The sequence below is a fragment of the Eisenbergiella tayi genome (genome assembly GCF_001881565.1).
GTDB classification, from domain to species: Bacteria; Bacillota; Clostridia; order Lachnospirales; family Lachnospiraceae; genus Eisenbergiella; species Eisenbergiella tayi.
The window spans coordinates 1,823,372-1,847,799 of sequence record NZ_MPDJ01000001.1 but is presented as its reverse complement, the minus strand read 5'-3'; the positions used below and the strand labels follow the sequence as shown (position 1 = coordinate 1,847,799).

The window sequence follows — 24,428 nt, the reverse complement described above, 5'->3', positions numbered from 1 at the left end:
GCGTGCGTACATAATGTGCGCAGAAGGGAGTAAAAATGAAGAACAATGCGAAAACGGACACGCCCTTCTGGGATCCTTCCCTTCCTTTTGAAGAGCGGCTGGACTGGCTTTTATCAGAAATGACAATGGATGAAAAGCTGTCCTGTATGGCTACCAGGGTTCCTGATCTGGAACGATTAGGGATACCGGGATTTTCTGTAGGCGGTGAAGCCGCTCATGGTGTGGAGGCAAGAAATGATCAAAATGATTTGGGCGCTGCGGAACCTACCACTTCTTTCCCCCAGCCTATCGGTATGAGCGCCACATGGGATCCGGATCTTATCAAAAAAGCCGGTGAGGTGACCGGAACGGAGGCACGGGTTATTTATCACCGCCATCCCGATCGCGGGCTGAGCAGGTGGGCGCCTACCGTTGATTTGGAACGGGATCCCCGGTGGGGAAGAACGGAGGAAGGCTATGGGGAAGATCCGGTTCTTACCGGTGTCATGTCTTCTGCTTATATCCAGGGCATGCAGGGGGATGATCCGAAGTATCTTCGTGTCGCTGCTACCCTCAAGCATTTTTATGCGAACAACACCGAAGCGGGCCGGGGATGGAAGTCTTCCTGCGTAGATCCCAGAAACCGGCAGGAGCTGTATCTGGAACCCTTCCGGAGAGCCTTAATGAACGGCCGGGCGGAAGGCGTAATGACGGCTTATAATAAAATTAACGGGATTCCCGGAATGCTCAACCCGGAAGTGAGGGAAATCCTGAAAAAGGAATACGGCCTGAAGGGGCATGTTGTCTGTGACGGAGGTGCAATGGAGCTTGTGGCCAATCTTCATCATTATTACGGCCTTCATGCCGAAACTCTTGCCAATGCGGTTAAAGCAGGCGTAGACGGTATGTCCGACCGACCGGAAGCAGTAGCTCAGGCAGCCCGGGAGGCCTGGGATCTTGGCCTCATAACAGAGGAGGAAATCGACGAAGCCCTGCGGAATATATTCCGCACAAAGCTGCGTCTTGGTATTTATGACAGGGAGCCCTGCAACCCTTATGACAGGGTGATGGAAGAAGATCTGAATTCTCCCCTCAATAAGCAAATCTGCCTGCAGCTGTCCCGGGAAGCCATTGTTCTTCTCAAGAATGAAAATAAAATGCTTCCTTTGGATCCTGCTGTCCCGGCAGAAACCATGGCTCTGGTCGGTCCGCTGGCGGACAGCTGGTATCAGGACTGGTATGGGGGAACTCCTCCTTATGTAACCACACTGCGCCAGGGAATGAAAGAAATACAGGGAACACAGGTACCTTTTGCCGACGGTCTTGACCGGGTGATATTCCGCTGCGGCCAGAAGGGTGTGGCGGCGGCAGCGGACGGAAGATTGTACCTGTCGGAAGAACCGGATGTCTTTGTCAGGGACGACTGGGGAGAAGGCAGCTATACCTTCCGCTGTGAACGTACCGGGAAGTATATGAATACAAGAATGGGCCAATCCGATAAGGAATCCTCGGAAACGGGATGGATTGCTGCGGAAAAGGACGCTCCTTTTGACTGGTTTGTCATGGAGATTTTCCATGTACTGGAACAGGGGAACGGCATGATACAGCTTACCAACCGTTTTCATTCTCCCGTGGAAATTGACGAAAAGGATTTTCTTGTTTCCATGAGAGAAGGATCTGCCGCACAATTCCGGATGGAAATTGTGGAAAACGGACTGGAAAAGGCCTGCAGCCTGGTTCAGGGAAAGGAAAAAGTCATTCTTGCCCTTGGCTGCAATTCCATGATCAATGCAAAGGAAGAAGTGGATCGTACTACCATTGCCCTTCCTCCGGCACAGGAGCATCTGCTGGAAGAAATTTACCGTATCAATCCTAACGTTGTTCTCGTACTGTTCTCTAATTATCCTTATGCCATCAACACGGCGCAGGAAAAGCTGCCCGCTGTTATATGGAGTGCAACCGGAAGCCAGGATATGGGGACAGCTATGGCAGAAACACTTTTCGGGAATAATGCCCCTGCGGGACGTCTCAATATGACCTGGTACCGTTCGGATGAGCAGCTGCCGGATATTGATGATTACGATATCATAAAGGGAAAACGGACTTACCGCTATTTTGATGGTGATGTACTGTATCCTTTCGGATATGGCCTCACCTATTCCTCCTTTACATATACGGATTTTTCCGCAGCGCCTGAGGATAACCGAAAGCTACGGGTATCCTTCTGTGTAACCAATACTGGTGACCGGGTCAGCGATGAAGTGGCACAGATTTATGGAACCGCTCCAGCCTCCCGGGTAAAAAAACCGTTAAAACAGCTTCTTGGGTTCCGCCGCCTGAAGGATATCCTTCCCGGAGAGATCCGGAAAGCAGAATTTATGATACCGATTGATGAATTCCGTTTTTATGATGTAATCAGCAGAACAATGATGGTAGAGGAAGGATGCTACCGGATCTTTGTCGGCCCTTCCAGTGCACAGCCTCAGTTGGAGGCTTTTGTGGAGATTCCCGGCAGGAACCCCGGACTGCGTGATTTAAAAAAAAGGATACCGGCAGATCATTATGATGATTACGAAAATATCACTCTGACAGAAGGGCATTTCGGCTTCACCGCCGCTCTTCCCGTAAACACGGAGAAAACGGGCACCCTGATATACCGCAGCTGCAGGCCCGAATTCGGTTCAAAAAATGCCTTCTTCCATTTAAAGAGTGAAAAAGGCGGAAGTCTGGAGCTATGGATAGATGGGAAAAGAGCGGGTGAATGGGAAGGTGATACAAGAACCTACGAGGCAGTACCTCCCTTTTTACCGGATGAAAATGCCCGGAAGGAAGCCATAGAACGGACAAAATACAGAATTCCTGTTTATACGGATGTGAAAATTTCGCTTCAGGATATCCCGGAATGTCCTGAAGGAGAAGCCGAACTGCAGATACGGCTGCATGGAGATATCAAGCTGTGTTATTTCCGCTTTGAGTAATTTTTTATTTTCGGTACTTCGAACATAAGATCGTGTTCACCTAAGCTTCACTGCTTCCGTGAACACGATTTTTTATGAATTTTCCTTTAAATATTACCATCAGACAGCGTATGATGATATAACTCTCAATCGTTTTCCTCCCTATATTCTCCAGTCGGAAATTCTCTTTTTGCAGCATATTTACCTTTCTTTTGTAATCAATTTGATATTGGTGCTGGTACGGATAAGCTCCTTCATTTCCTCTTCCACTCCTCTACGTCTTGCATAACGGAACATTTTCTTTTGGTCTATCAGGTATTTGGAAAATGCCTCCTCATAAACAGCGGGATATTCCGCACGTTCAATCAGGTGTCCGGTCAGTTTCCTGCTGAACAAATCCACCAGCAGTTTCTCCAGGGGGGCACTATAGGGCTGTCCGACAGGCTTTGGCGCCTCTGAAATCAATTTTAAAATAACAATGGTCTGTTCTGGAGATCTATACCGGTAAAATGTCTCTTCCGATGGGAAAAGCAACACACAGGGAAACTTACTTTTTAAAGTATGGAATACAGCTTCCTCCAACATATCTTCCACTTCGATAAATACTGTGTTATGTGCGATCTGGTGGTTTACAAACTCATTGAGCTGGATCAGTTCCCACGCCTGGAAATCTACAAGAGGATACTCTTTTTCAATACCAGAAACAATTTGATTCCACTCGCTGGAGTGTTCATAGGTATAAGGCATCTTCTGTTTCTCCTGACAGACAGTTTCAAAAATGTTTTTGCCTAGTTTCTGTATTTTGTTTTCCTGCTGGAGCTTCCGCAGCAGCCAATAGACAGAACGTTCACTGTACTGAGGATTGACTTCATGTATCAAATCAGCAAATTCATTTTTTGTAAAAATCCATCCTGGCTTCGGTAGCAGACTTTGCAGTTGGTTCATTTCCATAATACCACATCCTCTAATATCGCTTTGCAGTTTTGGCATTTTTATTAATTATTGCCGAAACTGCAATTTATTATAATCAATAAGAACAAAAATGTCAATATAGCAGCTCCATCCCATTTTCGATACCGGAACAAATTTTTTCTGAAGGAATGATTCTGGTATATCAGAAATGGATGTCAGAAACAAAAACTGCTTCCGTGAACACGATCTTTTTATGAATTTTTCCTTAAATCCCTTAAATTTTATCATCAGATAGTGTATGATGATAACGGTAAAAACGTATCATACACATATGAGTATCTCAAAATCATACGATTTTGAGTTTAAATAAGAAATATAAGGTGAAATAAATGGCAATGCACCACAGAACAAAACATAAATTTATACTTTTTCTGACCTTCTTCTTTTTATGCCCGGCACTTGTTTTTTCCATACCTTTGTCTGCAGCTGCCGCACCCGCTTCCGGAAACAGCTTCCAGGAAGAAGCGGAGGCGCGCAAGGAGATGCCTGTGGAATCCAACGCACGGGAAAACTGGCCGGCAGGCCCTCTCATCGGTGCCCAGTCCGCTATTTTGATGGAAGCCAATACTGGGGCTATCCTTTATGAAAAAAATATCCACGACAAGCTTTATCCTGCCAGCATAACCAAAATTCTTACAGCCCTGATCGCCATGGAAAGCTGTCCCCTGGATGATATCGTCACCTATTCCAATGAAGCGGTTAACAGTATTGACTGGCTGACCGATTCCAATATGGGGATCAAGGCGGGTGAACAGATTACCATGGAGCAGTCTCTTTACGGGCTTCTGGTCGGATCCGCCAATGAAGCAGGAAACGCTATCGGAGAACATATCAGCGGAAGCATTGATTCCTTCGTGGACTTAATGAATAAAAAAGCCAAAGAACTCGGATGCCGGGATTCCCACTTTGTTACTTCCAATGGAATTTTTGATGAGAACCATTATACCTCGGCTTATGATATGGCTTTAATTGCCCAGGCCTTCTTTTCCAATGACCTGCTGTGCAAAATGGCAAGTACGGCAAATTACACCATTCCCGTGTCCTCCACTGTGAGCCAGGAAATGAATGTACACAGTAAAAACCAGCTTTTTGCCAATAAACCTTATGCTTATGAATATCTGGTCGGCAGCAAGACCGGCTATACCTCGGAGGCCAGACAGACGCTGGTATCCTGTGCCCAGAAAGACGGGCTGAAGCTTATCTGCGTCATTATGAAGGAAGAATCGCCTTCCCAATATACAGATACCATAGATCTGTTTAATTACGGGTTCAGCAATTTCTATGCCGTTAATATTTCGGAAACGGATACGAAATATACAGTGGGAAACAACAGCTTTTTTGAATCGGACAGCGATGTTTTCGGTAATTCCGCTCCGCTGCTGGCTATCAATTCTTCCGATATTATCGTACTTCCAAACACCGCTGATTATAAAGATGTGGAATCAGAACTGGATTATGAGGGCGGAAATGAAAAGGCTGCTGCCATAATTAATTTTACTTACAACGGCTCGTATGTGGGAAGCGCTTCTGTGGAAATTGTGCAGGATACCCCTGCCGTTTCAAAGACAGGGGACAGCGCAAAAACCGCCGTGGGGCAGGTTTATTATATTAATATAAAAAATGTCCTGATTATTGTTGTCGCCGTTGTTGTTTCGCTGTTTGCGCTGATATCCATTGTGTCCCTGATTAGAAATTACAGCTTTGGAAAGCGCAGGAAAATCAGCCTGAAACGAAGCAAACGGCGTAAAAAGGATGGGATTGATTTTGACAGGTATACGAAAGGACCGGACGGCTTCTGATTTTAATCAGATAACTCCTGTCCGGCCCTGATATTTCTTATGGATTTTGCCTTTTCAGCTTTCCTTATGCTTCCTGAGCCTGCGAAGTTCGCGGGCTCTTTCTTTCTTTTTAAATATATCCGCCGCATCCTCTTCCGTAATAAACTTCATGGTCTTTACCGCATAAACCCGGTCGTCCTCCGTTTTGCGGACCCGTATTTTGCCTTTCATAAAACCATGTTTTTCACAATAGGATACACTGTAATAATGCTTTCCGTTTGGTGTGAACCACCGGATCTTCTTTTTCAGGTTGCGGTGGCACAGATAGCATTTGGTGGAAGAAACCTCCTTGTCAGCAAGAAGCTCCTGCTTATCCGCAAAATCCCTGGAGATATACTTGGCATAATCATCAAAGACAATATGAACCTCTTCTTTTTTGTTATGAGGCACAATAAAGCCGTCAAAGGATATCATCTGCAGTACCTGGGGATCTTTGATTTTGGCCAGTACGCGTCCGGTATAATAGGCATCGCTCAGCGCCCTGTGAAATGGTATATCTTTGGATATGGCAAGAAAATCAACCGCATATTCCAGATTGCGGCGTGATTTCTTATCCTCGAAGGCTATACTGAAAAGCTTCTGTACATCATAGAATTTCATGGGCTTTTTATCAAGAGGCTCCATCCCATAGAACTTCATATTCCGCTGCAGCTCCGTCAGATCCTGAGGCCCCCAGGTTCCGAACATATAGTCCTCCCCGCACCAGGCAAGGAAGCTCTTTATTACCTGAAGAAAACTGCGCCCTGACTGAAGCTCCTCCATATCAAGGTGAAGAAGCTTTTTCGTCATATAATGCATTTCTTTATAAACCTGCGGCCGTATAAGTTCATGAAAGCTGTCGCATATTTCCATGCGGCTGTTTAACTTAACGGCGCCTATTTCTATAATCTCAAACGGCAGTTCCTTCAGCTGTTTTTCTTTCTGTTCATTCCCCTGGTTCCATTCCAGATCCAATATGATATAATTCATATACTATTATGCTTCTTTCGTCAGCTTCTTTTCCAGTTTCCCTGCCATTTCCTTCAGACAGCCTTCCTCAAAGGGAAGCTTCAGTCCCACTTCTTTAATCATGTTATTAAAGAAATCTGCGGCGGACAGGCGGCAGAGCTTCAGATAGCTCTTCCATGCGGCCTCAAAATCTTCATCCATCCACAGTTTATATTCAAAAGCAACCGTCTGTGCGATAACATAATCAATATAATAAAAAGGAAAGCTGTAAATGTGATGCTGCTGCTGCCAGTATCCTCCCTTTCCGAAGAATTCATCCCCTTCATAATCCAGATGAGGCTTGTATTCCTTTTCCAGCCTGCTCCATGCTTCTTTCCTCTGGGCGGGCGTCAAATCCGGATTGGCATATACGATATGCTGGAATTCATCCACCATACAGCCATAAGGTATGAACATCATGGCGTCCTCAAAATGCATTTCCCTATACGCGTCCGCCTTGTCCCCGAAGAACCAGTCCATCCATTTCTCCGTGAAGAATTCCATGGACATGGAATGGCATTCCGCGGTTTCCATTGTGATATCCCCATGCTCCCGGATTTCATCCATTCCTGACAGATAGCCCTGGAAGGCATGGCCGCATTCATGGGTAATAACATCCACATCGGCGCTTGTTCCGTTAAAGTTGGCAAATATAAAGGGAGACCTGTATACGGGAAGATAGGTCATATATCCCCCCACTCTTTTATTATTGCGCCCCAGCACATCAAAAAGTTCATTTTCCATCATGAAATCAAAGAATTCTTTGGTTTCCGGAGAAAGCTGTCCGTACATTCTCTGCCCTGCTTCCAGAATTTCTTCCGGAGTGCCGACGGGATTGGGATTCCCTTCTTTAAAATATACTCCTTCATCAATAAAGGAAAGCTTGTCAAGTCCCAGGCGTTCCCTTCTCCTGTCATGTAGCTTCTCCACAAAAGGAACAAAATCCTTTTTCACCTGATCCCGAAAGGCTTCTACCTGTTCTCTTGTATAGCAGTTCCGGTTCATTCGGTAATAGCCCAGTTCCACATAATTTTCATAACCAAGCTCTTTTGCCTGCCTGGTCCTGTTCTTTACCAGCTTATCATAAATATCGTCCAGCTCTTCTTCATGCGCTTTGAAGAAAGCGGAAAATTTTTCCCACGCTTTTCTGCGGACATTCCTGTCCGGATTTTTCAAATAGGCTTTTAACCGGGAAATATTTACCTTTTCCCCGTCCCAGTCAAATTCCGCAGAAGCGGGGATTTTCTCATAGGCAGTCGTCAGGGCATTTTCCTCCTGAACAAGGGGAATCAGCTTCTCCTGCATGGATTTCTGGGACAATTCCATATTTTTAAAGGCTACCAGCCCTATCTTATCCTCCAGAACATTGCGGTAAGGGGACTCGTACAGCAGCTTCTCGTAATTAATTACCATATTGCTGTAACGAGGGCTTTCCTCATCGTAGTAATCCTGCTCGGCACTGTAAAATTCATCCGCAGTATTCACATCGTGGCGGATATGGGCAATTGTCATCAGGGTATCCACCCTGTCACGCAGCTCATAATATTTTCGGTGCACTGCAAACTGTTCTTCCCCGTTTCGGGCCTCTTTAAACTCTTTCATAAGCTGAGTGAATTCTTCTTCCACTTTATTGAAATCCACTCTTTCGTAAGGCATTTGTGAAAATTTCATATTTGCTCCCCTCTGTCCGCTTTAACGGGCGTTTGATTCCGGAAAACTGAAGCTATCATTTTCAGCTGTTCCATCTTATTTTCTTATTTTATCTCACAGGTACCTGTCTCATACTTTTTTCTGCATTCCTGAAGCACTTTATTACGGCCAACGCAGTGAATGCGCTGCCCTGCAGAACAGTTATAATCAGTTTACAATAATTTACAGGTATAGTCAAACATACCATTCAGCTCACAGCGCCGAAAGTCACAAACAAAAACAGGGCTTTTAAACCCTGTCTTTATTTGTGACTGTATTCTGCTCCTTCTGTACCGGAATCGTAATTTCAACCACAGCCCCATATCCTTCATCCATATTGGAAAAATTAATTTTTGCCTTTTCTCCGTAAATCAGCTTCAGCCTTTTCAGGGAGTTCTGGATTCCTATATGCTTCCTGTCATTATAATATATAGGCGTATCCTGTTCGATGGCCTCCAGGATATCAGGGGGAAAGCCTGTTCCCGTATCCGATATGCAGATGTACAGGTACTCTCCGTCCTCATAATTTTCATTCACTATATAGAGGGTGATTTCCACGTGATTATCCAGAGACACCGCATGGGTTATGGCATTTTCCACGAAATTATGTATGATGAGCGTGGGCACGAGGTAGGTATCGATGGTATCTTCCATAATCACTTCAAAGGAGAATGCTTCCTTGCCGTAGCGGATCTGCTGGATTTCCACATAGTTGCGTATAAATGCAATTTCTTCCTTCAGGGATCTTGGCTCAAAGGTATCGCTCATGACATAGCGCATATAATTGGAAAGCATTTCTGTGATATGCACAATTTTCTCTTCCTTCGCCACATCTGCCATTCCGTGGATCAGGCTCAGGCAGTTAAGGTAAAAATGCGGTCTGATCTGTACCTGCATGGCTTCCAGCTCTGTTTTCTGCCTGGCCAGTTCTTTTTCATAGATATCAATTTTCAGAGATTTGATTTTGCGCAGCAGTCCCTTGAACTCCTTGCTTGCCATTTCCAGCTCCAGGATGTTATTGCTGCCGTTTTCATTGATCCACTGTTCCTCTTCCGTATTTTTCAGGCTGTTTACGAACTGCTTCATAGGGCGCAGGATGCGCTGGTAATAGACTCTGACTACCAGGATGCAGCCAACGATAATTCCTATGGCAAGAAAAACCAAAATGACCTGAAGTCGCATTATTTTTTCCAGAATGCCGCCGCTGGGAGTTATCATGATATGAAAAACCCTGTTTTCACCGATAATTCCGCTGATAGGAAAGGAGTATATTACCTGTTCCGTAAAAATGCCCGCCTTTTTTCCCGAGATATTCCTGATATCCTCCACACTTATTTTATCCCTGTCCCTGGAAGAAATAAATAGGGAGCCGTCCTTATCCTGTATATACGGGATTCCTTCGTATCCGAGGCTGTCTATTCGGAGAGTGTTAAACAGATCCTCCAGGCGGATTGCACATCCCATTGTCATACCATTTTGGGAAAAACGGCTGAATACATAATCCTGTTCGCCATCATTGATGAAATACCACTGGGAATAAGGAGTGCGTTCTCCCTGCTTCTCCCGGAGGGCCTCCATCAGCGCACCGTTCAGGCCCAGCTTCTGGCTGTCTTTAAATATACTGCCGCTGTCCGTTATCAACAGCTCCGCTTCTTCCAGATACACAAAAAAGCAGCTGGGTTCCTTATAACGGATTTTCAGATTCCGGTTCTGTTCCTGGATCTCATTCAGGACCGGATAATATTTACTGTCCTCCGGCCTGATTCCCTTAACGGAATTTATTTCTCTTTTTTTATTTGTCAGAGTGATGATCTCATAATTAATTTTGGTGATATCGGTATTGAGCTGCTCCACATACAGTGCGGCGGTATCCTCGATATAACGGTATACCAGCTGCCTTGCCTCAAACATGCTCTGGAACATGACTACCAGGATACCCAGGAATAAAATGATAACAGGAATTATGACCTGTATGGTGAGCTTCCCCATACTTTTATTTTTCTTCTCCGCTTTCCCTGCCATATCTATTCCTCCCGTTTATACAAACAGCCTGGCAGGACTTTGCAATTCAATCGTTCGCTTCCCGCCAGGCATTTCCTTTTTCTATTATATAGCTATGTGATTCATAAGCAAAGTACCCGGCAAATTGATTCAATGCCAAATATCATTCCTTATTTTCAGAAATCCATTGTCCAGGTGCTGTCTGCCCTCACGAATACCGGTATTTTATCTATCGGAGCATCCACCTTTACTGTCTGTCCGCCCTCATAACTGCTGCCGCTGAATACATCCTTCCAGGTGCATCCTTCCGGAAGATAAACCTCTCTCTCGTATAAATCTTCCTCCATCATGGGCGCTACGCAGAAGTCAGAGCCAAACATATAGGCATCGTCTGTTTCCCAGGCTTTTTTATCCTCCGGGAAATCATAAAACAGCGGCCGCATGATGGGCGTCCCTTTTTCATGGGTGATACGCATCTGTTCCTTTATATAAGGTTTAAGCGTTTCTCTCAAATACATGTATTTCTTACATATTTCAAAGACTTCCTCTCCGAAGCTGTAGACTTCATTATCCGCGCCGGAACCGAACAGGCCGATTCCTGATACCATATCTCCCTCAAAACCCTTCTGAGGCTCCCTGTTGCCGTGCAGGCGCATCACAGGGCAGAAGCAGGCATACTGGAACCAGCGGATGAACAGCTTTCTGAACGTGGAATCCTCTCCGCTCGCGCCATGGAAGCCTCCGATATCCGTGGTCCACCAGGGAATTCCCGCCATGGCCATGGAAAGTCCTGCCCGCATCTGTCTGCGGAAGCATTCAAAGGTACTGTCAATATCCCCGGACCATACAAGCGCGCCGTACTTCGCGCTTCCCGCCCAGGCCGAACGCACCAGGTTTATGGGATTTTCATCCCCTTCCGCCTTCATGCCGTCATAAAAGCCCTTTGTATAGAGTTTGGGATATATATTACCCACCTCCATGACACTGCCCAGCTGATATCTGTAATTGCTGAAATCATAGGTGGTATATTCCGGCTCCGCCACATCCAGCCAGTAAAGGCGCGCTCCCTTATCCCAGTAATTTTCCTTGATCTTGCTCCATACATAACTCCTGGCATCAGGGTTGGTGGCATCAAAGAAAAGCTCCTGTCCGAAACAGGTCATAGCGATACGCACGCCGCTTTCCGTTCTGACCAAATAACCCTTTTCCATCATTTCCCGGAAGTTTTCCGACCGATAATCCACGGTAGGCCATACAGAAACCATCACACGGATTCCCATGTCCGCCAGTTCCTTACACATCCCCGGAACATCCGGCCAGTATTTTTCATCGAATTTATATTCCCCCTGCTGTGTCCAGTGGAAAAAGTCCACCACAATGACATCCAGCGGAAGTCCCAGTTCTTTATATTTATGAGCTACCGCAAGGAGCTGCTCCTGTGTCTGATAACGGAGCTTGCACTGCCAGAAGCCAAGGCCATATTCAGGCATCATGGGAGCTTTGCCAACCAGTCCCATATAGGTTTCTTCGATTTCTGCCGGCGTATCACCTGCAATCACAAGATAATCAAGCTCCTTCGTGCATTCCGCTTCCCATTCCGTTCCGTTCACGCCAAAGGTAACCTTGCCAACTGCCGGGTTATTCCATAGAAATCCGTAGCCTATATTTGACACATAAAAAGGAACGCTCACCTGGGAATTTCTCTGCGCCAGCTCCAGCATACAGCCCTTCATATTCATATATTTCTGCTGATACTGACCCATACCGAAAATTTTCTCTTCATCATCCGCTATGAATCTGGCAGCCGCATGGAAGGAATCCCCCGCCACGGCCTTGAATTCCCGTCCGTATACATTAAGAGGCATGCTGGGACAATCCTTAAGGCGCTTCCACTGCTCCTTCAGCAGCAGCTTCTTGTCCTGATTATAAAAAGAAAGAACGCCGTCCGCATTCACCACTGCAGTTATTTTCCCATTAGTAAGGGAGCCGAAGGACTCATTTTTACCGCTGTACATATTGGCATATACCACTGCGGAGGCATCTCTGTCATCATAAACGACTATCTCCCCTTTTCCCTCCGCCTTTTCTTCCAAAGCCCAGTTATTTCCGGTAAAAGAAGCGTTCATAGAAGCCCTCACCCTTACCGCATTGTTCCCCCACGGCTCAATCTGAACCGTCTCGTTGTCATATTGATAGATCAGGCAGTTGTCTTTTTTGAAAATCATATTTTTCCCCTTCTTTTCTTACTAAAAATGGGTGCACATCCTACAGGATATGCACCCGGCTGTCTTACTTGCCCATGGACTGCAGATATGCTTCATAAGCTCCGTTCTGAATATTCATCAGATCCTGTAAGCCCATGCTGTCCAGCTGCTTCAGGTAAGCATCCCATTCTTCATCGATGCCTCCGTCTACTACCCAGTGTGCAAACTGTGCTTCCACATATTTATAAATATCCGTGCCAAGCGTTGTTAACTGTGTCAGTTCTTCATCCGTATATTTTACCATAGGGAATCCGATAACATTGTCATCTGCTATATATTTGCCGTTGATGGCATCCTCAGCCAGTTTGATCCCGTCACCCTGATCTGCAGGAAGGCTTACCTTGTCATAAAATTCAGGATTCATATATTTCGGTCCGAAGTCACGCATGGAATTGGACCATGCGGAAGTATCCAGGGAGCTTCCATCGGAAGGAACGAGCACATCATAGGTTCCGTCGCCGTTATCCTGTATCTGATCCGGTATGGAACCATAGAAGGTCTGCATAGAAGCTAAATCCGTATAGAAGTCATCAGCCCATGCAAGAAGCTTTTCAGGATTCTGGCAGTTTTTGGTGATAAGCAGTTCTCTGTCTGAAATATCAAGGAAATTCTGTGCATTTTCCACATGATGCTTTCCGTCCGGTCCTGTAATCGCTTCCAGAGGAACGAACTGACCTACGTTCAGGCCTGTTTCCGCATCAGCTGTCCATGCCGATACCAGACCTACCTGGGAACCGCCTTCCGCCTGCAGCTTGCTTCTTCTCATGGCATCCTCCTGCGTGAAGAATTCAGGATCGATGATGCCCTTCTGATACATATCGCTGAACCATTTTACAGATTCCTTATAATTCTCTTCTACCGGCATGAAAACAGGTTTTCCGTCTACAAGGCTCATGTAATTGTTATCTCTGCTTACCATGGTTCCGAAAGGGAACAGGTAATTACGCAGGCACCCGCTCAAGGCATTTAAGCTGCTTGCCCCTGTGATTCCGATTTCATTATTCGGATCGCCGTCACCGTCCGCATCCTCTGTTACGAATGCTTCCAGAACATTTTCCAGTTCTTCATAGGTTGTGGGAACCTCAAGGTTCAGGTTATCCAGCCATTCCTTGTTGATATAAAGAATATTGCCGCAGACTTCCGGTCTTAAAGGAAGCTTTTTCACAAGACTGTAAATTTCTCCGTTACGATCCTTTGCCCTTGCCAGCAGCTCCGGCTCTTTTTCAAAAACAGCCTTCAGATTCGGCATATTCTGGTCAATCAGATCCGTAAGCTCCAGGAAATAATCCTTATTCTGGGAAATATCGGTATCCTTCAGACAGATAGAACCGAAAAATGCGTCAGGAAGGTCTCCGGATGCCAGCAGAAGGGATTTCTGTTCCTGCCAGTCATTGTCATAATATACCTGCCATTCGATTTTGATTCCATGCTTTTCTTCCAGCTCTTTCATAAAGCCGCTTTCCAGGAAATCCACAGGCCATGCATCCGTCCAGCGCACAGTCGCGATTTTATAAGTAGTGATATCTTCAGAGGTTCCGTTATCTGCTGATTCCGCCGTATCTGACGCCTGTGTCCCCGCGGTATTCCCTCCCGATTGCGCGGTATCTTTGTTGTTGCCGCCGCATCCTGCAAGCATGGATGCTGTCATCACTGCTGCCAGTCCGATACTAAGTGCTTTTTTCCAATAGCTCATTTTCATCTCTCCTTTTCTTAAAAATAAATATTTATGTACTTTTGCTTTCCAAGCAATCAATACCTTAGCTTTCATTATCCCTTCAGAGACCCGAGCATAACGCCCTGGTTGAAATATTTCTGGACGAAAGGATACATACACATAATGGGTGCGGAGGATACCACAATTACCGCATATTTAATCAGGTCAGCCATCTGCTTGGCTTCCACTGCTGCCGCGCCGGTTGTCATGGCGCTGATCTTCTGGTTGCTGATAAGTATATTCCTCAATACCAGCTGCAGAGGCTGCAGCTCCGGGCTGCGCAGATAAATCAATGCGTTGAAATAGGAGTTCCACTGTCCTACCGCCGTCCACAGCGCTATGACTGCAATAACCGCTTTGGAAAGGGGAAGAACTATTTTGAAGAAAAAGTTCAGGTTTCCGCAGCCGTCTATCTGTGCGGCCTCCCATAAATCATCAGGGATACTGTTGTTAAAGAAGGTCCTGGCCACAATGATATAATAGGTAATTACGGAAAACGGCACTACCATAACCCAGAAATTATCGAGCAGGTTGAAATCCTTAATAACCAGATAGGTAGGAATCAGGCCGCCCGTGAAAAACATGGGAATCAGATAGTAAATGGTAAACAGCTTCTTCCCGCACAAATCCTTTCGGGAAAGAGCATAAGCGGCAGGTATATTTACCACAAGGGAAAGAACCGTTCCCAGAGCCGTATACAAAATGGTGTTTTTATACCCCACCCAAAGCTGGGAATATTCACCCAGTTTCAAATAACCCTTGAAATTAATTCCTTTGGGCAGAAATACGATATTTCCTGCCGATACATCCGAAGGGTTGCTTATGGATGCAATAATAATAAAATACATCGGATATAGAACAATAATGATGATTATGATAGCCAGAAGATAAAGGAAGAAATCAAATACCTTGTCGTTTTTAGACTTTTTAACCCTTATCCCGGCAGTTCCGTTTTTATTGGACATTTCTGTTTCCCCCTTATACCAGTGAAGTATCACTCATCTTCTTTGAGATATAGTTCACAGAAAGAAGCAATACCAGATTTATTATATTGTTAAACAGGCCGATTGCGGCTGACAGGCTGTACTGGCTGCTTACCAGACCCATCTTATATACATAGGTGGAGATGATTTCACTCGCACTGCTGTTAAGGGTATTCTGAAGCAGATAAACCTTTTCAAAGCCTACGCTCATGATGCTGCCTGTACGGAGGATAAACATGATGGTTGCGGTAGGAAGCAGCATGGGAATATCGATATTCACCAGCTTCTGCCATTTGCTGGCGCCGTCCATGGTAGCCGCCTCATAAAGGGAAGGATCCACTGCCGACAGGGCCGCTATGTAAAGGATACTGTCCCAGCCCACATGCTGCCAGGCTTCGGTCCATACATAGATACTGGAAAAAGCGGAGGGCTGGCCCATCAGGTTGGGAAGGGTAATTCCCACAAAGCTCAGAAGCTTTGCAATAATTCCCTGGCTGGGTGAAAGGAACAGGATGATCATACCGCACATAACCACTGTGGAAATAAAGTGGGGAAGATAAGTGGATACCTGAAAAAACTTCTTGAATCCCTTTCTTGCCATCTGATTGCACATAAGTGCCAGTGCAATCGGGAGGGGGAAAGTAACCACAATGCTGTATAAGCTGATTACCAGCGTATTTTTGATGGTTATCCAGAACTGATAGGAATTAAAATACTGTCTGAAATACTTCAGCCCGGCCCAGCTGCTCCCCATGATTCCCTGCGACGGTGTAAAATCTTTGAAAGCTATGGATACGCCATACATCGGAATATAGGTAAAAAGGAACATAATTACCAGCGAGGGAAGCATCAGCAAATACAGGGAACCGCTTCTTTTCAACCTCTTTCCGATACTGACTGGCTTTGCAGTGCTTACTGCTGTTTTCTGTCGTGCCACTCTTTTCATCACTCCCAACTTCTTTTTTAATTACTTGTGCTACTTTTTTAGGATTATGCCATACTTTTTCGTCAGTTTTAATTATTGTACAAATATTTATTTTGCTTTCTGTAAATATTGTATATTTTTATGAAATATTAATCTATAAATTCTAAGCTGAGCACATAACAAAAATACGGGGTTTTCTTTATATAAGCTCCGTAAAGAAGGCCATAATTTTGTTATTTACAGCTTAAAAATGATAATTTATATAAAAGTCAATAGGAGGGGATAAACATAAATCTGTCATTATTCCGGCCTGATAACAAAAATGTGATAATTGCCCGAAAAAAAAGCAGATATATGAATCAGATACTCCGAATGGAAAAGGGGCCCTGTATTACATATATCTGCTATTATTGCTTTTTATACGGCTTTCTTAATCCTGCTTTTTTGTTACCCTGTTTCTGTACTCATTGGGAGTGCAGCCGGTATAATCCCGGAAGGTTTTGCTGAAATAGGAAAAGTTGCTGTAGCCTACCTCCAGCGCCACCTTGCTCACTGAAAAGGTGGAATACTTCAGATATTCCTGCGCTTTCTGCATCCTGCAGGAGGCTACATAGCTTGGGATGGAGATTCCGGTAACATTCATAAATATCTTGGAAACATAATCTTCTGACAAATATACGGATCCGGCCAGGGTTTTCCGGGACAAATCCTCCTTCAGATGATCATTTATGTAGTGCTTGATCTGTTCTACCACCGACTCCTGCCGGTTATCCTGATGCTGAAAGCCAGCAAGCTTTTCAAAAATATAACGGATAAAAATTTCCATGTCTGGAAGGGTTGCCACCGCACTCTCATAATGCTCATCAAATTCTCTTCCGTCAAAAATCCTGGTAATCAGCACATCCTGTTTATTCAGATACCTGTATATCATCTGCATCAGTTCCCTCCGGAATTGCTCCAGTGTGGAAATTGTCACCTGATTGCTGTTCCAGAGCTCCTCCAGAAAATGAAGGATTTTCTCCTGGGTATCGGCTATCATATCCGAAGCCGACATTTCCTTTTCCCAAATCTCCCACGGCGGGGATACATAGGCAATATCCTTCTTATCCCATTCCTCTTCAAAAAGCATCCCGTTATTACCGGGTACCGCTTCCTGCTCCATCTGTTCCAGATTCCTCCGGCTTTTTCCCAGCTCTTCCACGGAAGAACTCACTCCCATATAAAAGCATACACGCATATGCAGCGCTTTTTCCAGACATTCCTTCAGCTGGCAGGAATCCATTTTTCTTTCTTCCTGGCTTCCTTTTTCTTCCGCCACAAGAACCCATTCATAATCACTCTCACGGAGGACGGCCATCAGCTTCTGATGCCTGTCTTCCATGAATTCTGCGGCAACATTCTGAATAATAAAATGATACAAAACAAGATTCTTCTTTTTCTTAGTATCAGAATCGGGAAAAATCCGTATGATTTCCAGAAAATATTTCCCCTCCGGACTGCATATCCCCTCTTTATAACCTTTCTCAAGGAGAGACCGGCTGTAGTTTTCCTGCAGAAGATACCTCTCCCAAAAGGCTGATTTTTTGTCCTCCCCTTCTCCCTGTTCTTCCCGTTTTTTCTGCAGAATCTCCACAATGCTTCCCAAAGCTTCCTCCAGTTCTCTGTTGGAAACCGGTTTTAACATATATTCCCTTGATTTGAGGTTGATTGCTTTCTGGGCATAGGCAAAATAGGCATAGCTGCTTAAAAATATACATTCCACGGGAATCTCTTTATTTCTGACCCATTCCAGCAGTTCCAGTCCGCTCCCCTGAGGCATTTCAATATCAGAAAGAAGAATATCCACCCTGGCCTCTTCCAGGATTTCCTTAGCCTGTCTGATATTATAGGCAGTCAGTACGATACCTATCCCCAGCTGCTTCCAGTTAACCCCTTCCACCAGCTTTTCCACCACCAGCTTATCATCATCTACAATTAAAATACTGATGTCCATTCTTCTCCCCCCTTTTTCCTTTTGATACAAGAATACTATAGTAGAGAAAATAATTCAAGAAACACAGTATTCACAAAATCGTAAGTTATTTTATTTCATTTGACATTATTTGTTAATAGTGTTAAAATATTAACAAACGGGGCGTCATATAATAAAATGACATTGAGGGGAGCATGACATACCCGGTTACGACACTATTACATATTTTAAGGAGGTATTTGCAATGGGACGTTTTACTTTACCGCGTGATTTATATCATGGAAAAGGATCTCTGGCTGAACTGAAGAATCTTAAAGGAAAAAAAGCCATTATTGTAGTTGGCGGCGGTTCCATGAAGAGAGGCGGATTTCTGGGACAGGCTGAAGAGTATCTGAAGGAAGCCGGCATGGAAGTTAAGCTTTTCGAAGGTGTGGAAGCTGATCCTTCTGTAGAAACAGTTATGCGCGGTGCCAAAATGATGCAGGAATTCGAACCCGACTGGATTGTTGCCATGGGCGGAGGCTCTCCTATCGATGCAGCCAAAACCATGTGGGCATTTTATGAATATCCGGATGTAACCTTTGAAGATCTGATCACTCCGTTTTCCTTCCCGGAACTGCGTCAGAAAGCTCATTTCTGTGCGATTCCTTCTACATCCGGAACGGCAACGGAAGTTACCGCATTTGCAGTTATCACTGATTACCAGAAGGGTGTCAAATATCCTCTGGCAGACTTCAACATTACTCCTGATGTGGCAATCGTTGATCCTGCCCTGGCGGAGACAATGCCTCCCAAGCTGGTAGCGCATACAGGCATGGATGCCATGACCCATGCAATTGAGGCTTATGTTTCCACCTTACATTGCAACTATACGGATCCCCTGGCGCTTCATGCGATTAAAATGATTCATGATTACCTTAAGAAATCCTATGACGGCGATATGGACGCCAGGGCTCAGATGCATGATGCGCAGTGCCTGGCAGGTATGGCATTCTCCAACGCCCTGTTGGGAATTGTCCATTCCATGGCTCACAAGACAGGCGCTGCCTTCTCCGGAGGACATATTATCCACGGTGCAGCCAATGCCATGTATCTTCCCAAGGTTATTAAATTTAACGCCAAAAATGAGGAAGCCGCTGAACGTTATGCGGACATTGCCAGATTTATCAGCCTTCCCGGCAATACCACGGACGAGCTGATTGAAGCTTTAATTGAAGAACTGCGTAATATGAACAGAATGCTGAATATCCCTCTCGGAATTAAGAATTATGGTGAAGGCGGCCTTATAGCCGATACCTCCATCATTGATGAGAAGGAATTCCTGGATAAGCTTCCCACTGTTGCAGAGCTTGCAATCGGTGATGCCTGTACAGGAAGCAATCCCCGTATCCCCACACAGGAGGAAATGGAAAAGCTCCTGAAGGCATGCTACTATGATGCAGAAATAGATTTCTAAGAGTTTCCCCTATACGAAAGAGCCGGTGCCCATTTTGGACAACGGCTCTTTTCATAGAAAAAGAAATTCTTAATCTTTCTAAAGTATTTCTAAAGTCCCTTGTTATTTCCCAAATCTGCGCATAGAATGTTGGAAAAGGAGGTATTGATAATATGGATTTATTTGATAAGATTGGAAATATCGCTAAGAATATCGGTGACAGAACGAATGATGCTATTGAGATCACAAAGCTGAATGCTAAAATCGCTACAGAAAAAAGTGCGGTGGCTGAGGATCTGAAAAAAATCGGAGAGTTTTACTATAAAAAATTCGCTGATGAGGAACCCATTGATACGGAAATCCAGGAATTCTGTGACAACGCAGCCAGCCATTATGAGGCTATCGAGCAGGCACAGGCGGAAATAGAACGGATTAAAAAAGAAAACGGTGTAAACAAAGAGTCTTCCGGACAGGAAGAACCGAAAAAGGAAGAAGAGACTAAAGAAGAGGCTGAAGCCGACGAAAAAGCGCCGGAACCGGAATCTATGGTCGTATGCCCCAATTGTCAGGCGGTAAATCCGGAGGGGCTGAAGTTCTGTACGCAATGCGGTTCTTCTCTTGAACCGGAAAAGGCAGCAAAGGAAGAGGATAAAACGGAAACGGCAAAATGTCCTGTATGCGGGGAACCGCTGAATAAGGACGCGAAATTCTGCGGGCATTGCGGGGCAACCATCACTCCGCAATAAATATTATCTATGAAATAAAATATAAAAACGCTGCGGATCCGATTAGAATCTGCAGCATTTTTATATTTTAGATAAAAGAAAATTTCAGCTACTCTCCTCTTTCCTTCAAGCACTTTTTTAAGTCCATATACCATTTTTTCCCGATAGGAAGCTGTATTCCGTTTGATAATACCGCCGTATACCGGCATATCTCACGGATATAAGCCTTGTTTACCAGATAACTCTTATGGATCCGGATGAATGGGAAATTTTCAAGTTCTGTTAAAGTCATACGACAGGAAACAATACCATTCTGTGTTACAATCTCACAGATCTTATTATTCGCTTTCATAAATAATATTTCATCTGTCAGCAGATAATGAATACTTCCGCTCAGATTACGGATCGTCAGCTTACTGGCATCTGCCGGATAAAGCATATGATCTGTCTGGTTACAATTTTCAAATATCTTGGACTGTGCATTTTCATACGGCATCTTCTTGGCATGGTTGGCATTGGCATGAAGGAGCCGTAAAGCATTACCGTTTTGTCTCCATACAAAGGTGAAATGGATTCTGGAAGAAAGCCCCAAAGCTGTCGCCGTAAAACGTCCATACGTTATCCATATATGGCTTTCATGAGACAATAGAGCATACTCTTCTTCTGTAATATCTACAGGCTGTTCCTGGATCTCTTCTTTTACACTTTCCAAAAAGGCAGGAATTCCCTTCATGTAAAGCGGTTCAAAATCCCCGATCCATACGAAATTGTCATCCAGCAATTCAGCGAATGGTCTGACCTGTTTGCGTATAAACATATGTATGGCTTCACGGGTCTTTTCTAAAATTTCCTGCTTTGTATAATTACTGTATCTCATTTTTTCTCTCTGTCTTCTTTTATATTATTACCGTATTATTTTTGAAAATATTGAATTTATTATAACTGATATATTCGTCTCATGCAACATTCTATTCTGTTTACGAACTATATTTTCCGTTTACGAATTTTATTGATTTTAAAATTACCAGGCTGTAAAATAAAATTATTATAAATCCATTATTCTTATAGAACAAATCATATATAGATTCTCGTTCTAAATGTGGTAAGGGTATATAAAGGAGCAGCCATTCATGAGCATAAATCGGAAAAAGAGTTGTGAAGAAGGTATGGTACAAAAGACTGATAATACTGATGAACTTGAGGTGTTAAAAATGGAAAATTCACGTCTCCAAAAATTAACACAGCAGGATTCTTTGACAGGATTATTGAATCGCAGGGCAATTGAATCAGAAGTAAACAAATTGCTCACAGATAAAATTCCCGGAGTATTTCTTATGATGGATATAGACGAATTTAAGTACATTAATGACAAATATGGCCATCTTACAGGAGACAGGACATTAGTCGAACTGTCAAGAATTATGGAGTTGTGTTTCTTCAGAAAAGATCTGATTGGGCGTATTGGCGGTGATGAATTTGCAGTATTTATGCCAGGTGAATATAAGGAAGACATGATAAAGAATAAAGTGGGCAGTCTCAATTCCCGATTTAAGCAGGCAGGACAACAACTGGGCATAAATGGGCGGCTTTGTGTTACGGTCGGCGCAGAGTTTTCACGCGATACTGACAGTTTTCAGACCTTGTATGAAAAAGCAGACATTGCCATGCGAATTGGAAAAAAGGACTGGAATAAGGCCCTTAATTTTTATAAGCCCACAATGAAAACAAGTGATGCCGGCATGGAAACAAGACAGAATCATTCAGTCGCTGCAAGTGATATTAAAGCTATCAGTCTTCAGCTCCGGGAATCTAATCCTGCAAAAGGAGCTTATTGTCAGAATTATGATGTATTTATATCCGTATACCGTTTTTTAGTACGGGGTTTATCACGAACCGGATCAAGTGTTCACATGATTCTTGTATCCATGACTGATCAGGACGGCGTTTTTATTTCTCTTGATAACAGGGCTTTTCTGATGGAAAAATTAAGAGAAAGCCTGTGCAGTTCCCTTCGTTCCAGCGATATTTATACCCGGTACAGCAGCTGTCAGTTTTTGGCCATGCTGCCCGGTGCAGCTTTGGAAAATATGAACATCATCACAACCCGTATCCAGAATTCTTTCCGGGTACGGGTTCCTGACAGGGAAGATCTTCTTCTGTCTTTTAGTTTTTATCCGCTGCAGCCGTTGCAGAAAGACAAATGTTCAACGAATAAAGAAACATAATTATTTTTCATAATTCCGCACAGCTTCCCATCTCGCGTCTTCTTTTTTCTTCGCGTTCCACAGATCGATATCCAGCATGGTTTCATAGCCCAGCTCCTTCACTTCCTTGCACATTTGCTCATACAAACGGTTGAATTCCGCCTCATCTGCGGCAAATACTATATTCCAGGAATATTCTTGAATAACCTTCCGGCACTGCCGCCGGATAGCAGCCATCTCAGAATTTTCCTGGGGAGCCATATAGCCGGTACCCGGAGAAACAAGGATCTTATTGTTTTTCTGCAGATATTCCATGGTTGTTTCTGCCCCCATTTTTTCTCTCCAATCGATTTCCAGCGGGGAAATATTCATGTTCCTTACCGAATCCCATAGAAGATACGCATACGGATACCCTTTTTCATCCAGTTCGCAGGAAGCAACGGTACTGTAATTCAATGCGGATATTCCTTCCGACCAGGTGCCTTTCCCCCATTCCTCCGGAACCTCCACATCCTCGCCCAGCAAGGCTTTTTTACCAAAATCCGTTAAATAAGGGCCGTCTTCCCCATATTCCCAGCATAAGCCTTCCGGTCCTGCCATTCCACCCGAGGTCTGCGCCCTGTTATTCCGTATTCCTTCCGGTGAATACAGCCAGTCAACGAATGCCGCCAGTCTTTCCGGATCCTCCGCCTTGGAGCCGATGGACATCACTACCTTCTGATTTCCTACAGGGCTGCAGCCGTAGGAATAAATAACCATATCCCCGATATCCGCCATCATAAATCCTTTTCCTTCTTTTGTCCTCTCCTGTGTATTGTATGCAGGCTGGGCTACCCAGGGCCATGTACAAAAAAGCAGCTGGCCTTCTTTATATTTGGTTTCAAAACTTTCAAACGTCTGCGTACTTGATTCCGGATCCACCAGCCCCATTTGGTTTGCGTCAAAGTACCATTTCAATACTCTCACATATAGGGAATCCGGATCTATAATACTCTGATAATCACTGCTGTCCGCTTTCACAAGCACAAAACCGTATTCATCATAGCCGTAAAAACAGCAGGGCTGTTTCACCGCATTCATCAGATTGGAATCCCAGTCTTTAAAAAAGGAAAATGCATAGGTTTTCTCCCCGTTATCGGCAGCCGGTTCCAGTTCCTGCATTTGTTTCAGAACAGGGAGCAGATCCTCCAGCGCATCGATTTGGGGATATCCCAGTTCTTTATACAGATCCCAGCGGATATAGGGTCCATATACAGGATCCGGGTTTTCCATGGGGACCAGCGGGGAATTCATGGACAATTCGGAAGGAATGGCATAAATACCCGGCTGGCTGACATTGTTGTTCAGATCATATATGGCATCTTTAAAGCGCATAATCTGCCTGTTTTTCAAATAAGGTTCCATATCAATTATCAGCCCGGCTGTAACCATATCCTGCAATATACCGTTTTCCGCCGAACATACTACCAAATCTCCCAGATTGCCTGCCGCAGAACGGATCTCGAACAGGGTATCCCCTCCGCCGGAAACATTAGGCGCAATGATATTAAGTTCCATATTGAATTTATCCTTCACAATTTCAGCAAACCAGCCTGATTGTATTCCCTGGAAATTGGCAAGAGAATCAAACACATCCACTACGATGAATTCCTCATACAGATTTGCTTCTTTCTCTTTTGCACATCCCGTTACCGCAAAAACCAGAGTACACAAAGCCAAAACAGACAGGGTTTTCTTAATTCTTTTTTTCATATCATTGTCTCCTTAAATCCGGGTTTATCAC

16 protein-coding genes are annotated in these 24,428 nt (G+C 44.4%); 5 read left to right on the top strand and 11 right to left on the bottom strand.

Features of this window, described 5'->3' with window-relative positions; translation table 11 throughout:
• Positions 1-35: 35 nt before the first annotated feature.
• Positions 36-2,957, top strand: a complete 2,922-nt coding sequence (locus BLA28_RS07890; RefSeq protein WP_069159214.1) for a beta-glucosidase — start codon at positions 36-38, stop codon at positions 2,955-2,957.
• 180 nt (positions 2,958-3,137) lie between these two features.
• On the opposite strand, the gene BLA28_RS07885 is transcribed toward BLA28_RS07890, so the two are convergent.
• On the bottom strand, positions 3,138-3,887 hold the full coding sequence (locus tag BLA28_RS07885; protein WP_050018515.1) for a DUF6577 family protein: 750 nt from the start codon (positions 3,885-3,887) through the stop codon (positions 3,138-3,140).
• 503 nt (positions 3,888-4,390) lie between these two features.
• Here BLA28_RS07885 and BLA28_RS07880 point away from each other — a divergent pair.
• Positions 4,391-5,707, top strand: a complete 1,317-nt coding sequence (locus BLA28_RS07880) for a D-alanyl-D-alanine carboxypeptidase family protein (protein ID WP_408607637.1) — start codon at positions 4,391-4,393, stop codon at positions 5,705-5,707.
• Between the two features lie 54 nt (positions 5,708-5,761).
• Here BLA28_RS07880 and BLA28_RS07875 read toward each other — a convergent pair whose 3' ends face one another.
• The 8 genes from BLA28_RS07875 to BLA28_RS07840 form a co-directional block, all read right to left on the bottom strand.
• Positions 5,762-6,715, bottom strand: a complete 954-nt coding sequence (locus BLA28_RS07875) for a 3'-5' exonuclease (RefSeq protein ID WP_009256343.1) — start codon at positions 6,713-6,715, stop codon at positions 5,762-5,764.
• 6 nt (positions 6,716-6,721) lie between these two features.
• Positions 6,722-8,404, bottom strand: coding sequence for a M3 family oligoendopeptidase (locus BLA28_RS07870; RefSeq protein ID WP_009256344.1), 1,683 nt, complete (start codon positions 8,402-8,404; stop codon positions 6,722-6,724).
• Positions 8,405-8,671: 267 nt separating this feature from the next.
• Entirely contained in the window at positions 8,672-10,444 is a 1,773-nt protein-coding gene (locus BLA28_RS07865) for a sensor histidine kinase (protein WP_069159216.1), read from the bottom strand.
• A gap of 155 nt (positions 10,445-10,599) precedes the next feature.
• Positions 10,600-12,648, bottom strand: a complete 2,049-nt coding sequence (locus BLA28_RS07860) for a glycoside hydrolase family 31 protein (RefSeq protein ID WP_069159217.1) — start codon at positions 12,646-12,648, stop codon at positions 10,600-10,602.
• Between the two features lie 64 nt (positions 12,649-12,712).
• On the bottom strand, positions 12,713-14,380 hold the full coding sequence (locus BLA28_RS07855; RefSeq protein ID WP_169897208.1) for an extracellular solute-binding protein: 1,668 nt from the start codon (positions 14,378-14,380) through the stop codon (positions 12,713-12,715).
• 74 nt (positions 14,381-14,454) lie between these two features.
• Positions 14,455-15,366, bottom strand: a complete 912-nt coding sequence (locus BLA28_RS07850; protein WP_009256348.1) for a carbohydrate ABC transporter permease — start codon at positions 15,364-15,366, stop codon at positions 14,455-14,457.
• Positions 15,367-15,379: 13 nt separating this feature from the next.
• The gene (locus BLA28_RS07845; protein WP_069159219.1) at positions 15,380-16,330 is read right to left on the bottom strand and encodes an ABC transporter permease; all 951 of its coding nucleotides are present in this window, start codon (positions 16,328-16,330) and stop codon (positions 15,380-15,382) included.
• A gap of 409 nt (positions 16,331-16,739) precedes the next feature.
• Positions 16,740-18,302, bottom strand: coding sequence for a response regulator (locus BLA28_RS07840; RefSeq protein ID WP_069159220.1), 1,563 nt, complete (start codon positions 18,300-18,302; stop codon positions 16,740-16,742).
• 223 nt (positions 18,303-18,525) lie between these two features.
• Between BLA28_RS07840 and BLA28_RS07835 the strand changes: the two genes are divergently transcribed.
• Both BLA28_RS07835 and BLA28_RS07830 read left to right on the top strand, forming a co-directional pair.
• On the top strand, positions 18,526-19,737 hold the full coding sequence (locus BLA28_RS07835; RefSeq protein ID WP_044964852.1) for an iron-containing alcohol dehydrogenase: 1,212 nt from the start codon (positions 18,526-18,528) through the stop codon (positions 19,735-19,737).
• 152 nt (positions 19,738-19,889) lie between these two features.
• Positions 19,890-20,462, top strand: coding sequence for a zinc ribbon domain-containing protein (locus BLA28_RS07830; protein ID WP_071698967.1), 573 nt, complete (start codon positions 19,890-19,892; stop codon positions 20,460-20,462).
• Positions 20,463-20,550: 88 nt separating this feature from the next.
• On the opposite strand, the gene BLA28_RS07825 is transcribed toward BLA28_RS07830, so the two are convergent.
• Entirely contained in the window at positions 20,551-21,318 is a 768-nt protein-coding gene (locus BLA28_RS07825; RefSeq protein WP_071698966.1) for a LytTR family transcriptional regulator DNA-binding domain-containing protein, read from the bottom strand.
• 253 nt (positions 21,319-21,571) lie between these two features.
• On the opposite strand from BLA28_RS07825, the gene BLA28_RS07820 reads away from it, so the two are divergent.
• On the top strand, positions 21,572-22,666 hold the full coding sequence (locus tag BLA28_RS07820) for a diguanylate cyclase domain-containing protein (protein ID WP_071698965.1): 1,095 nt from the start codon (positions 21,572-21,574) through the stop codon (positions 22,664-22,666).
• Here the strand turns inward: BLA28_RS07820 and BLA28_RS07815 are convergent, their stop codons facing one another.
• Positions 22,667-24,397 carry a type 2 periplasmic-binding domain-containing protein gene (locus BLA28_RS07815; RefSeq protein ID WP_071698964.1) on the bottom strand — a complete coding sequence of 577 codons (1,731 nt, stop codon included), beginning with the start codon at positions 24,395-24,397 and terminating at the stop codon, positions 22,667-22,669.
• Between the last annotated feature and the right edge of the window lie 31 nt (positions 24,398-24,428).